13 protein-coding genes and 1 pseudogene are annotated in these 11,903 nt (G+C 69.4%); 6 read left to right on the forward strand and 8 right to left on the reverse strand.

What is annotated here, in order from left to right:
* Positions 1-5: 5 nt before the first annotated feature.
* The 3 genes from rplP to rpsQ are packed head-to-tail and all read left to right on the forward strand — an operon-like array spanning position 6 to position 935.
* Entirely contained in the window at positions 6-419 is a 414-nt protein-coding gene (gene rplP / locus ABIE45_RS23880; protein ID WP_012319193.1) for a 50S ribosomal protein L16, read from the forward strand.
* A gap of 12 nt (positions 420-431) precedes the next feature.
* On the forward strand, positions 432-647 hold the full coding sequence (gene rpmC, locus ABIE45_RS23885) for a 50S ribosomal protein L29 (protein WP_192708808.1): 216 nt from the start codon (positions 432-434) through the stop codon (positions 645-647).
* Between the two features lie 21 nt (positions 648-668).
* Positions 669-935, forward strand: coding sequence for a 30S ribosomal protein S17 (gene rpsQ, locus ABIE45_RS23890; RefSeq protein WP_192708809.1), 267 nt, complete (start codon positions 669-671; stop codon positions 933-935).
* Positions 936-1,391: 456 nt separating this feature from the next.
* On the opposite strand, the gene ABIE45_RS23895 is transcribed toward rpsQ, so the two are convergent.
* Complete coding sequence (locus ABIE45_RS23895; RefSeq protein WP_373622585.1) at positions 1,392-1,538, reverse strand: hypothetical protein; 147 nt, start codon at positions 1,536-1,538, stop codon at positions 1,392-1,394.
* Positions 1,539-1,933: 395 nt separating this feature from the next.
* Between ABIE45_RS23895 and recA the strand changes: the two are divergent.
* Positions 1,934-2,996, forward strand: a pseudogene (gene recA, locus ABIE45_RS23900) (recombinase RecA).
* A 194-nt stretch (positions 2,997-3,190) separates the two neighbouring features.
* Here recA and cckA read toward each other — a convergent pair.
* The 7 genes from cckA to flgB form a co-directional block, all read right to left on the reverse strand.
* A complete protein-coding gene (cckA, locus tag ABIE45_RS23905) occupies positions 3,191-5,986 on the reverse strand; it encodes a cell cycle histidine kinase CckA (protein ID WP_373622587.1) in 2,796 nt (931 codons plus the stop codon).
* Positions 5,987-6,152: 166 nt separating this feature from the next.
* A complete protein-coding gene (flhB, locus tag ABIE45_RS23910; protein ID WP_192708811.1) occupies positions 6,153-7,220 on the reverse strand; it encodes a flagellar biosynthesis protein FlhB in 1,068 nt (355 codons plus the stop codon).
* Positions 7,221-7,267: 47 nt separating this feature from the next.
* Positions 7,268-8,029: a flagellar biosynthetic protein FliR gene (gene fliR, locus ABIE45_RS23915; protein WP_192708812.1), complete on the reverse strand. Its 762-nt coding sequence runs from the start codon at positions 8,027-8,029 to the stop codon at positions 7,268-7,270.
* A gap of 51 nt (positions 8,030-8,080) precedes the next feature.
* On the reverse strand, positions 8,081-8,347 hold the full coding sequence (gene fliQ, locus ABIE45_RS23920) for a flagellar biosynthesis protein FliQ (protein ID WP_192708813.1): 267 nt from the start codon (positions 8,345-8,347) through the stop codon (positions 8,081-8,083).
* Positions 8,348-8,488: 141 nt separating this feature from the next.
* Entirely contained in the window at positions 8,489-8,803 is a 315-nt protein-coding gene (gene fliE, locus ABIE45_RS23925; RefSeq protein WP_192708814.1) for a flagellar hook-basal body complex protein FliE, read from the reverse strand.
* A gap of 32 nt (positions 8,804-8,835) precedes the next feature.
* The gene (gene flgC, locus ABIE45_RS23930) at positions 8,836-9,243 is read right to left on the reverse strand and encodes a flagellar basal body rod protein FlgC (RefSeq protein WP_192708815.1); all 408 of its coding nucleotides are present in this window, start codon (positions 9,241-9,243) and stop codon (positions 8,836-8,838) included.
* Positions 9,244-9,292: 49 nt separating this feature from the next.
* A complete protein-coding gene (flgB, locus tag ABIE45_RS23935; protein WP_192708816.1) occupies positions 9,293-9,697 on the reverse strand; it encodes a flagellar basal body rod protein FlgB in 405 nt (134 codons plus the stop codon).
* A 388-nt stretch (positions 9,698-10,085) separates the two neighbouring features.
* Here flgB and ABIE45_RS23940 point away from each other — a divergent pair, with 388 nt between their 5' ends.
* Both ABIE45_RS23940 and ABIE45_RS23945 read left to right on the forward strand, forming a co-directional pair.
* On the forward strand, positions 10,086-11,300 hold the full coding sequence (locus ABIE45_RS23940; RefSeq protein ID WP_373622588.1) for a hypothetical protein: 1,215 nt from the start codon (positions 10,086-10,088) through the stop codon (positions 11,298-11,300).
* A gap of 132 nt (positions 11,301-11,432) precedes the next feature.
* Positions 11,433-11,651 (forward strand): hypothetical protein, encoded by a 219-nt coding sequence (locus ABIE45_RS23945; protein ID WP_192708818.1) that lies wholly within the window; start codon positions 11,433-11,435, stop codon positions 11,649-11,651.
* Positions 11,652-11,903: the final 252 nt, after the last annotated feature.

An 11,903-nucleotide genomic window follows, 5' to 3' on the forward strand; every position in this document is an offset into this window, starting at 1 on the left:
AAGCCATGCTGCAACCGAAAAAGACCCGCTTCCGCAAGCAGTTCAAGGGCCGCATCCACGGTGCGGCCAAGGGCGGCTTCGAGCTGAACTTCGGCCAGTTCGGCCTTAAGGCGGTGGAGCCCGAGCGCGTCACCGCCCGCCAGATCGAGGCGGCCCGCCGTGCGATCACCCGCGAGATGAAGCGCCAGGGCCGCGTCTGGATCCGGGTGTTCCCGGACGTGCCGGTCTCGTCGAAGCCGACCGAGGTCCGCATGGGCTCCGGTAAGGGCGCCCCGGATTACTGGGCGGCCCGGGTCCATCCCGGCCGGATCATGTTCGAGGTCGACGGCGTTGCCGAGAACATCGCCAAGGAGGCGCTCCGCCTCGGCGCCGCGAAGCTTCCGATCCGCACGCGGGTCGTCCAGCGCATCGCCGACTGAACGGAGGATATCGTGAAGTCGACCCAACGAGCGTCTGATCTCAAGGCCCTGTCGCCGGATCAGCTGAATGACGAGTTGATCAACCTCAAGAAGGAGCAGTTCAACCTGCGCTTTCAAGGGGCCACCGGCCAGCTCGAGAACGTCGCCCGCGTCCGTGAGGTCCGCCGCGACATCGCCCGTGTCCGGACTCTGCAGCGTGCCAAGACGCTGCAGCAGGCCAAGGGCTGAGGCGGGTTTTAGGAGACAACCATGCCGAAGCGCATCCTGCAGGGCACCGTCGTCAGCGACAAGGGTGAGAAGACTATCGTGGTGAAGGTGGAGCGTCGCTTCACCCACCCGGTGATGAAGAAGACCGTGCGCCGCTCGAAGAATTACCACGCGCACGACGAGGCGAATGTCGCCAAGGTCGGGCAGACGGTGTTCATCGAGGAGTGCCGCCCGTTCTCGAAGACCAAGACCTGGAAGCTGGTCGAGGGCGACGCGACGGTGCAGGCCGAGACCGGCGAGGCCGCCTGATCGGGTGGCGGTCGGGGTCTCAGGGCCCTGGCGCATCCCGGGCCGACGTTGGGTCATGTCTTGTCGGTGGGAGCCTCGCGGCAACGCGGGGCTTTCGCGTTTTCGCCGCCTGGATGGTTCGGTGTCTTCTTCGCACAGCGCGGGATTTGCGGATCGCTTCGTCTGCACCGGTGGTGGTGGCGAAGCCGAGGACCATTCCGGGATCCAGGAAGGCGCCGATCGCTGCACGCGATAGCACGTGGCGGTACATCGGTCGGGCATCCATCTGATCTCCCTCGTCCTGTGGTGACCGCACTGCGGGCCTCGAAGGAGGGCACCAGCCAGCCCTGCGATCCCTGGAGGGCTCCTTTGAGGCTTCCGCTTCGCGCTGGCGCCTCAGGATGAGCTGGTGGCTGGGATGGCCGCGCCGTGGTCTCCTGTTTTCGTGGGGCCTTGCGCCGCGGGACCGTTGAGACGTCACAGGTCGAATCGTCGGAACGCAGCCGTTACGTCACTGTCCGACGCGCTCACAGTGCGGGCGATCCCATCGCGACCGTCGAGGATGTCTCGCAGATCCTCGGGATCGATCGCGTTAGTTGTGCCGGCGTCGAGGAGATCAAGCATCGCCTGTGCGATCGTTGTCTGTGTGTCCCCCCACAAACAGGCCACGGTCTTTGCGAGCAGAGCGAAGCAACCCGGACAGCGCCATACCGTCGAGGCGCGCGCTGTCCTGGGTTCCTGCGCTGCGCTCGTGATGACGCGGGACCCGCTGATCGAAGCCTTCAACTGGCAACCGTACCGGGCGCCGTCAGCGGCTAGGCTTGCGGCACGGCCGCTTCGCCAAGGGAAGGTCTGGACCTCTCAACCGTAGAGCGATCCGCCCAGAACCGTTCTCTCGCACTTGCCGAATGAGAACAAAACAGGTACATAAAGCGGGTGTTGAAGCGCGTTGTGAACGGCGCCCAACCCCTTCATAAGGATCCCGCCAGATGGCCCAGCCCGCATTGAAAGTGGTCGACATGCCCCCGGTGGACAAGGACAAGTCCAAGGCCATTGACGCCGCCCTGGCCCAGATCGAGCGTGCCTTCGGCAAGGGCTCGATCATGCGGCTCGGCAAGAACGACAAGGTGCAGGAGGTCGAGACCATCTCCACCGGTTCGCTCGGGCTCGACATCGCCCTCGGCGTCGGCGGTCTGCCCCGCGGCCGTGTAATCGAGATCTACGGTCCCGAATCGTCCGGCAAGACGACGCTGGCGCTTCATACGATCGCCGAAGCCCAGAAGAAGGGCGGTGTCTGCGCCTTCGTGGATGCCGAGCACGCGCTCGATCCGGTCTACGCCCGCAAGCTCGGCGTGAACCTCGACGACCTGCTGATCTCGCAGCCCGACACGGGCGAGCAGGCCCCTGGAGATCACCGACACGCTGGTACGCTCCGGCGCCATCGACGTGCTGGTGGTCGACTCGGTCGCCGCGCTGACCCCGCGGGCCGAGATCGAGGGCGAGATGGGCGAGAGCCAGCCCGGCCTCCAGGCGCGCCTGATGAGCCAGGCCCTGCGCAAGCTCACCGGCTCGATCTCGCGCTCGAACTGCATGGTCATCTTCATCAACCAGATCCGGATGAAGATCGGCGTGATGTACGGCAGCCCCGAGACCACCACGGGCGGCAACGCCCTGAAGTTCTACGCCTCTGTGCGCCTCGATATCCGCCGGATCTCGACCCTGAAGGACCGCGACGAGGCGATCGGCAATCAGGTCCGCGTGAAGGTGGTGAAGAACAAGGTCGCGCCGCCGTTCAAGCAGGTCGAGTTCGACATCATGTTCGGCGAGGGCGTGTCGAAGGTCGGCGAGCTGATCGACCTCGGCGTGAAGGCCGGGATCGTCGAGAAGTCGGGCGCCTGGTTCTCGTACAACAGCCAGCGCCTCGGCCAGGGCCGCGAGAACTCGAAGGGGTTCCTGCGCGACAACCCGGAGATCGCGTCCAAGATTGAGGCCTCGATCCGCCAGAATTCCGGCCTCGTCGCCGAGAAGATCCTGGAGAACGCCACGCCCACGGCGGACGACCTCCACGAGGGCGAGGCGTAAGCCTCCCCACCGCGGCCAGAACGGGCGCGGCTGGTTCATCGATGCGAGACATTTGGCGGCCCCGGAGCTTCTCCGGGGCCGTCTGCCGTTCCGGAGCTGCCCCACAGTCCGACCTGCTCGACGCGGCCGTCGCAGGCGTCCGTAGCATGCTGCCGAACCCCTCGTGCCGGGCAGGTCGCCAACGAACCGCCGCCTCAATCCGCCATCGTCTTCTTCACCGTCTCGACGAGTTGCTTCAGGCTGAAGGGCTTGGGGAGGAAGTTGAAGGTCTCACCCTCCGGCAGGTTCTTGCGGAACGCATCCTCGGCGTAGCCGGAGACGAAGATCACCTTCAGGTCGGGCTGATGCTTGCGCACCTCCCGCAGCAGGGTCGGGCCGTCCATCTCGGGCATGACGACGTCGGAGACGACGAGGTCGATCTCTTGAGCCCCCTCGCGCACGATCGCCAGGGCCTCGAGGCCCGAAGCGGCCTCCAGCACCGTGTAGCCGCGCGCCGAGAGCGCCCGGCTGTTGACCGCCCGGACCGGATCCTCGTCCTCCACGAGGAGGATGGTCCCCTGCCCCGTATGGTCGGCCGCCGGCTTGCGCGGCGCCGGTGCGTCGATCTTCGCGTGGGGCCTGGCCTCGGATTTGGCCTCGGCGCGCGCGGCCGACTCGCCGGCGGGGGGCGCTGCGCCGCCGGCCCGATCCTGCCCGGACAGCGACGGCAGAGCGGCCGCTTCGGTCCGCGGCAGGGCCGGTGTGGCGGTTACGAGCGGCGCTTCCTCGTGCTCGGCGACGGGGACGTGCCGCGGCAGGTAGATGCGGAAGGCGGTCCCCTCCCCGACGGTCGATTGCACGTCGATGGTGCCGCCGGACTGCTTGACGATACCGAAGACCGTCGAGAGGCCGAGCCCCGTGCCCTTGCCGATCTCCTTGGTGGTGAAGAACGGTTCGAAGATCTTCTCCATCAGCTCGGGCGGGATGCCCTGCCCGGTGTCGCGAACCTCGATGAGGATATGATCGCCTGCCGGCGCGCCGCCGCGCCCGTCCGCCACCGCCGCGGGGCCCGGATCGGTCACGTTCTCGGTCCGGATCATCAGCTTGCCGCCGTCCGGCATGGCGTCGCGGGCATTGACCGCGAGGTTGACGATCACCTGTTCGAACTGGTTGACGTCGGCCTTCACCGGCCAGACCTCGCGGCCGTGCTTCAGCTCCAGGGCGACGCGCTCGCCGAGCAGGCGCTTCAGCAGCAGGGTCAGCTCGGAGAGCGCCTCCCCGACATTCATCACCTCCGGACGCAGCGTCTGCCGCCGTGAGAACGCCAGGAGCTGGCGGACGAGGCCCGCCGCCCGGTTGGCGTTCTGCTTGATCTGCATGATGTCCTGGAAGGCCGGGTCGGTCGGCCGGTGGCTGGCCAGCAGCAGGTCCGAGTAGCCGATGATCGCCTGCAGCACGTTGTTGAAGTCGTGCGCGATCCCGCCTGCGAGCTGGCCCACGGCGTTCATCTTCTGCGCCTGCGCGACCTGCTGCTCCAGCTGCCGCTGCGCCGTGGTGTCGAGGGCGTAGAGGATGACGCGCTCGGCCTCGTCGGTCTGCTGAACCGGGTCGCCGCCGTCGGCCGGGCTGAGCCACACCCGCGCCGAGCGGCCGCCCGGGCCGTTCAGCTGGACCTCGATGGGCTCGGGATCGGTCAGGCCGCTTGTCGCGCGGGCGAGGCCGGCCTCCAGGGCGGTGCGGTCGGCGACCGAATCCGCGACGTTGGGCTCGGCCCGCGTCGCGCCCTCGACGCCGATCGCGCCGTCCTCGACCTGACGCGGCACCGTGCCGAACAGCCGGGTGAAGGAGGCATTGGCCCGGGCGATCCGGCCGGTCCGGTCGAGGGTCGCGATGGCGATGGGCGAGTTGTTGAGGAAGCGGGCGAGGCGCACCTCGGCGGCGCGCTGCGGCTCGTCGGTCTCGGCGCCGGCGGAGCGGTTGATCACGAAGGTGCGCGAGGAGCCCGGCTTGCCATCCTTGCCGAAGGCAACCCGATGATAGAGCCGCACCGGCAGGGTGTGGCCGTTGCGGCGGCGCAGGTCGAGGTCGAACCGGTCGGTGCGCACCTCGCCCGGCAGCCCAGCGGTGCGCACCAGGACGTCCGCCTCGGGAGCGATCTCGGTGAGGTGCGGGCCCCCTGGGCCGACGCTCGCCAGGTCGTAGCCGAGCCAGGCGGCGAGCGTCGCGTTCATGTAGACGATGGCGCCGGCCGGATCGATCGACAGGAAGCCCGCCGGGGCATGGTCGAGATAGTCGATCGCGTGCTGGAGTTCCTGGAAGACGTTCTCCTGGCGCTCGCGCTCGGCGGTGATGTCGGCGACCGTCCAAAGCGCGGCGGCCCGGCGCGGGCGCAGGAGCGGCCGGACCGAGACCCGGTACCAGCCGAAGCTGCGCTCCCCGCCGACCGGCCCCAGGGGCGGCGACATCCGCACTTCCTCGGTATGGGCGCGGGCGTCGCGCGAGGCCTGCGATAGGCGGTAGACCGCTTCGGAGACCTCCGGCGAGCCGACCAGGATGCGCTCGACCGGGACGAGGTTCGAGAAGGTCTCGCCGCCGGCGATCCGCAGATAGGCCTCGTTGGCGTAGATCAGCCGGCCGCTATCCTCGACGACCAGCGCGCCGTCGGGCGAGGCGTCAACGATGCCCTTGGTGATGTCGTCCCGGGCGGCGCTGCCGCTGAGCTGGAGCGCGCCGATCGCAAGGGCGAATAGGAAGAAGACGCCGGCCATGGCCAGAAGCGCCAGCAGCCACACGATCAGCGACTGAGCCTGCTCGTTCGCCACGAACGACAGGCCGATCGCAGCCCCAACCAGCAGGCCCGCAAGGACCAGCAGCAGCCCGACCCGGCCCGGCTGCTCCGAGCGGTCGATCGACCCCGTCCCCTGCGGGACCGGACCCTGGGCGCCGGAGATCGGCAGTCCAGAATTCTGCGGGCCCCCGGCGGGCGCCGGAGGTCCAGTGACGTCGGCCATCGGCTTCATTCCAGAACGATCCCCCGGTTAGGCCTGCCGGCCATATCAGGGCAAGGGCAGCGCGGCACCACTGACGTCGCGCCAAGCCTCGGCACAGCCTCGCGAAAAAAGGTGGACGAAGCGTGGCTTTCCCGGCCGATCGTCCGGCCGCCGCTGCGGCCGGGGCTTACGCGGCCCTCCGGCGCAGGCGCAGGACGAACCCGATCACCTCGGCCACCGCCCGGTAATGCTCGGCGGGGATCTCGCGGTCGATCTCCACGGTGGCGTGCAGCGCACGAGCCAGCGGCGGGTTCTCGATCACCGCGACGCCGTGCTCGGCCGCCACCGTGCGGATCCGCAGAGCCAGCGCATCGACACCCTTGGCGACGCAGATCGGCGCGGCCATGCCGGCTTCGTATCGGAGGGCCACCGCGTAGTGGGTCGGGTTGGTCACCACCACGGTGGCGGTCGGCACGGCGGCCATCATCCGCTTCTTCACCCGCGCCATGCGCAGCTGCTTCATGCGGCCCTTGACCTCCGGGTTGCCGTCCGACTCCTTCATCTCCTGCTTCAGCTCTTCCTTCGTCATGCGGTGGCGCTTGCGCCAGCGGAACCGCGCGTAGAGCGCGTCGCCCAGGGTGATCGCGAGGTGCATGCACAGCATGCCGGCGAGCAGCCGCAGGCTCAGGGACAGGATCGCCGGCAGGCACGCGGTGGGGTCGAGCTGAACGAACACCTCGAGCCGGTCGCGGTCGTTCCACAGGAGGACGGCGCCGACCACGCCCACGATCGTGATCTTGGCCAGTCCCTTGCCGAACTGGAACCAGGCCTCGATGCCGAGCAGGCGCTTCAGGCCTGCCATCGGCGACAGCCGCTCGAATTTCGGCATCAGCGTCTCGGTGCTGAACACCAGCGGGTGCTGGAGCAGGCCCGCGGCGAGACCCGCGACGATGGCCAAGCCCACCGGCACGGCCACCGCCTGGAGCCACAGCCAGAGCCCCCGCGTCGCGGCGGCCTTCATGGCGGTGGCGTCGTCCGGGAGGGTGTGGGCGTTCGCCAGATAGGCCTTCAACCCGTACAGGAGGTTCTGCGCGATGCTCGGGCCCGCGACCATCAGGGCGAGGGTGAAGGCGGCCAGCAACGCGAAGGTGTTGATCTCGGTGCTGCTCGCGACGTCGCCGCGCTCGATCGCCTGATCGAGGCGCCGTTGGGACGGCTCCTCGGTCTTGTCCTCGTCATCCGCGCCCTCAGCCATTGCGCATCGACCTCAGCGCGTGCGGAAGCGGCGGGGGGCGGGCACGGTCATCGGCCGACATACGCGCCGAGATACCGGCCGATATCGTCCAGAAAGACTCCCATCATGACGCCGAGGGCGCCCATCAGGATGACCATTCCGGCCAGAACTGAGGCCGGGACCGCCAGGAAGAACACCTGCAACTGCGGCATCAGGCGCGACAGCACGCCGAGCCCGAGATTGAACAGGAGGCCGAAGGCGATGAACGGCCCGGAGATCTGGACCGCCAGCGTGAAGCCGCGGGCGAGCGCCCGGGTCGCCAGCATCAGCGCGTCCGAGAAGGCCGGCACGCCGTCCGGCGGCAGCACGACGTAGCTGCGGGCCAAGCCCTCGATGGCGAGATGGTGCAGGTCGGCGGCGAAGATCAGCGTGATCCCGAGCAGCGACAGGAAGTTGCCGATCGCCACCTGCTGGCCGCCCTGGCTCGGATCCACCGTCATCGCGTAGGACAGGCCGAGCTGCGCCGAGATGATCACCCCGGCGGTCTGCAGGGCGGCGAGCACCATCCGCACCGTGAGGCCGAGCACCAGCCCGACGATCGTCTCCCCGAACAGCAGTCCGATCAGCCGGGGCCCGGCCAGCCCCTCCGTGCCGCCGAGCAGCGGGCGCACGGTCGGGAACAGCACCAGCGTCGTGAGCACCGCGAAGGCGAGACGCAGCCGCGGCGACACCGTCTGCTCGCCGATCCCGGGCATCAGCATGATCAGCGTGCCGACGCGCGCGAAGGTGATCAGAAAGGCCGACGCGATCCCGGGCACGAGCAGGTTCATCGCCGCCCCTATGGCACGCGAATTTGGCCCCTGTCGCGGCGGGATTGTGCATCAGCCGCCCGCCGCGATCCGGGCGGCGATGCGGACCATGTAGCCGGCCATGGCGTCACCGATGAACGGCAGCATCAACAGCAGCGCGGCGAACACCGCGACGATCTTGGGCACGTAGATCAGGGTCTGCTCCTGGACCTGGGTCAGGGCCTGGACCAGCGAGACGGCGAGCCCCACGGCGAGGGAGACGAGCATCAGCGGTCCGGCGATCTTCAGGAAGACGAAGATGCCGTCGCGGGCGATGTCGAGAATGGCGAGGCCGGTCATGAAGGTGCCAATGTGAGCCGGGATGGCGGCGCAGGAGGCGGGGCGGTTCCCGCCGGTCGAACGTCTATCCGAACCTCCGCCCTCATCCTGAGGGGACTGGGCTGGATGATCCGATGCCGGTAATCCGGTCGGGGCGCGGCGTCAGATCTGCATCCGCATGATCTCCTCGTAGGCGGAGATCATGCGATCGCGCACCGCGACCATGGTCTGGAGGGCGGTCTCGCTCTCGGCCACCGCGGTGACCACGTCGACCACGTTGGCCTTGCCGGACGCGGCCGAGACGGCCTGCGCGTCGGCCCGCCGCCCGGCATCGCCGACGCTGTCCAGCGTCTGTCCGAGAAGCTGCATGAAGTCGCCGCCCGCCTCCGCGGCCGGCTGCACCCGGGGGGTGGGCCGACCGGAGGCCAGGCCCTGGACGGCGGCGTAGGCGCCCGCCGCGAAGTTGCTCGAAGCCATGGCCAGAGTCCTTGCTGCGCGTTCCTACGCGGTCACTTCAGGATCGCCAGCGTCTGCGCCAGCATCTTGCGGGTGGAGGTGACCATGTTGAGATTGGCCTCGTAGGAGCGCTGGGCCTCGCGCAGATCCATGTTCTCGATGAGGGCGTTGACGTTGGGCATCTGCACCTCGCCCCGGGCGTTGGCCGCCGGGTTTCCGGGCTCGTGCTTGGTCCGGAACGCCGACGGATCGCGCCGGATGCGGCCGGCCTCCACGAGCCGGGCCCCGGTCTCGCCGTCGAGATGGCTGGTGAAGGTCGGAATCTTGCGCCGATAGGGCTCCGCCCCGGGCGATGCGGGCGCGGAATCGGCGTTGGCGATATTCTCGGCGATGATCCGCATCCGGCCCGACTGGGCCTTGAGGCCGGCCGCCGCCACCGTGAGCGACTTGCTGAATTCCATGGTTCAGGCCCTCCGCGCGCCGTGACCGAACAGCCCTTGTCCCGGAAGCTCAGCTCTTGCCGACGGCGATCTTCAGGGTGGTGAGGCTGTGCTGATAGAGCGAGGCGGCGAGCTGATAGTCCGACTGGTTGTCGCCGGCCTTCATCATCTCGTCCTCGAGGTTGACGGCGTTGCCGCTCGGGCGCGTCTCGAAGCCCTTCGCGCGCTTCGACGCGGCGTCGCCCGCTCCCTGCCCGGCCGGGGCGATGTGGGCCGGGCTGGTCAGCGCCAGGGTCGTCGACGATGAGACCAGGGTGCCGGTTGCCCGGTCCATGCGGGGCTCCACGAGATCGCGGGGCTTGAAGCCCGGCATGTCGGCATTGGCCACGTTCTCGGCGATCACGCCCTGGCGCGCCTGGGCCCATTGCATCCGGGTGCGCAGCATGCCGAGCACGGGCAGGTCTGTGAGGGCCAAGGTCGCCTCCGGCGGGGCCGCGCCGAAGCCGGCGGGCTCGGCAAAATCTGCCGCCTGCATGGTTAACGGTGCGTTAAAGATGTGGGTGAGCCAGCAACGACGGGTGGCCACGCCGCCGATCGGTCAGGCCGGCCCCTGCCTGATCGCCTCTGACCGTGCGGTCGCGGGCCGGCATGTGCAGGGTGCGGCAATCCGGTTCCCGAGGCGCCCGCGCGAGACCCTCTTCACAACCTATTGTCTTGATAGCGTTGGTTTAAAAGGTCTGTTAACGAACTCTTAACGTCATTTGCCTTGCAGCCCTGCCGGCGTGGTATGGACAAGCCGTGCCGGTCGCGAACCAGCGGCGGCCGGAACGTGCGAGTGCGTAATTTTGCGATGGCTGCAATCCGTGTTCGGTTCTGACGGCTCCCCCATCGTCCAGTACGTCGTGATTTTCGCCGTCATCTTCACGGCGCTTGCGGCCATCGTCTTCACGGTCCGGCGGCTCACGGGACGCAACCTCGCGTTGCCGGGGCGTGCGGGCGGCCGCGGTCGGCAGCCCCGGCTCGGGATCGTCGATGTCTACGAGCTCGACCGCGCGCGCCAGCTGATCCTGCTGCGCCGGGACAATGTCGAGCACCTGCTCCTGGTGGGCGGCCCCAACGACGTGGTGGTCGAGCGCAACATCCAGCGCACCCAGCGCCCGCTGCCGGAGGCGAGCCTCCGGTCCGAGCCGGCCCCGGATGCTCTCGACGAGCCGCTGCCCGATCCCCTGGTCCAGGGCGGGCGCCTGCCCGAGCCGCCGCGCGCCCTGGCCGAGACGGCTGGTCGCCGCGCCGAGCCCCTGTTCGATCCGGGCTTCGCGATGCCGGTGGTCGTGCCGTCACCCGTGCCACGCTCCGCAGCCGCACCGCCCGTGACCCTGCCGCTCGACGCCGCCCTGCTCGGCGGTGATGAGCCCGGCCAGGATGTCTCCGCGCCCCTGGCGCCGGATCCGGTCGCGGAGGCACCCATCGCGCCGCCTCGGGCGCCACGCGAGTCGATGACGCCGCGGCGGATCCTGAGCCGGACCGCGCCGCCGCTCGCTGAGTCTCCGCCGCGCCCCGCCTCCGAGCGGAAGGTCGAGCCCGAGCCGGCCGAGTCGGGAGCGGCGCAGGCCCCGAGCCTCGCCGTCCCGTCCGAACGCCGCTCGGTCGATCCGGCGATCCTGTCCGATATGGCGCGGCAGCTTCAGGCCGCGCTCTCGCGCCCGTCCTCCGCCGTCACGCCCGCCCCGGTGCCCGCCGCGCCGGAGGGTGTCGACCCGGTGGCGGCCGCCATGGCCTCCACCCCGCCGGCGCCCACGCCTGGGCCGATGCCTGCGATCCCGGACAGGCCGGCGGCACCGGTCACGCCGAAACCTCCGGTCGTGTCGCCCGCACCCCCGGCAGCGCCGGAGCCGGTCCCGGCTTTGCAGCCGCCCGCGCCGCCGCCGGCCCAGCCGGTTCTGCCGAAGGCCGCTCCGACATTCGAGCCGCCGGTCACCCGGTCCGACGCGAAATCAGCCGGCAATCCGTTCTCGGTGGAGGAGATCGAGGCCGAGTTCGCACGATTGCTGGGCCGACCCCTCGACAAGCGGAGCTGAGCGCTCCGGATCCGGTCACGGCCCGTCGCCCCGGCCAGGATGCGCGCTCTGACGAGGCGCAACGCCCGGCCCGCGCACCGTTTACGTGCCGTTAACCCTCTGCTGGAACGTTCGGCCGCAGAGGAGGTCCCGATGCTTGCCCTGAACGCCGATACCGCCCATCGCAGCCGCGCCTACCGGGCGTTCAAGCTCGACCGCGCCGGACGCGTCTTCTCGGCCGAGGTCGTGTTGGCCGAGGACGACAGCCAGGCGAAGCGCCAAGTGCGCGCGATGCTGGAGCGTAACACGATCGAGCTGTGGGAGCGGACCCGGTTCCTCGGCCGCTTCGAGCCGGGCGCCGGCCGGGCCTAGTGCCGTTCCCGATCCGGTTGCTACGGCCTGGACGACAAGCGTCTCCTGCCGAGACAGCCGCGTCATGCCCCCTCTCCCGTGCGGGAGAGGGTTGGGGTGAATGCTAGGACGCTTCACGGTGAGGCGTCCGCGCCGCGGGGCCCGGTTGCGCCTCGCCTGGGCAGACCTGATCCCTCACCCAGCTCACTGCGTGGGCACATCTCTCCCGCACGCGCGAGGAAACCTACGCGTGGTCCGGCATGGGCATGTCCA

Origin of the sequence: Methylobacterium sp. OAE515 (assembly GCF_041806315.1) — a bacterium.
In the GTDB taxonomy this organism is placed as follows: domain Bacteria; phylum Pseudomonadota; class Alphaproteobacteria; order Rhizobiales; family Beijerinckiaceae; genus Methylobacterium; species Methylobacterium tardum.

Bases quoted from the DNA above. Each gene is read 5' to 3' on its own strand.
- fliR (WP_192708812.1), bottom strand. From the start codon at position 8,029: ATGAACCTGCTCGTGCCCGGGATCGCGTCGGCCTTTCTGATCACCTTC.
- flgC (WP_192708815.1), bottom strand. From the start codon at position 9,243: ATGGAATTCAGCAAGTCGCTCACGGTGGCGGCGGCCGGCCTCAAGGCC.
- fliQ (WP_192708813.1), bottom strand. From the start codon at position 8,347: ATGACCGGCCTCGCCATTCTCGACATCGCCCGCGACGGCATCTTCGTC.
- ABIE45_RS23895 (WP_373622585.1), bottom strand. From the start codon at position 1,538: ATGCTTGATCTCCTCGACGCCGGCACAACTAACGCGATCGATCCCGAG.
- flhB (WP_192708811.1), bottom strand. From the start codon at position 7,220: ATGGCTGAGGGCGCGGATGACGAGGACAAGACCGAGGAGCCGTCCCAA.
- cckA (WP_373622587.1), bottom strand. From the start codon at position 5,986: ATGGCCGACGTCACTGGACCTCCGGCGCCCGCCGGGGGCCCGCAGAAT.
- fliE (WP_192708814.1), bottom strand. From the start codon at position 8,803: ATGGCTTCGAGCAACTTCGCGGCGGGCGCCTACGCCGCCGTCCAGGGC.
- ABIE45_RS23945 (WP_192708818.1), top strand. From the start codon at position 11,433: ATGCTTGCCCTGAACGCCGATACCGCCCATCGCAGCCGCGCCTACCGG.
- rpsQ (WP_192708809.1), top strand. From the start codon at position 669: ATGCCGAAGCGCATCCTGCAGGGCACCGTCGTCAGCGACAAGGGTGAG.
- rplP (WP_012319193.1), top strand. From the start codon at position 6: ATGCTGCAACCGAAAAAGACCCGCTTCCGCAAGCAGTTCAAGGGCCGC.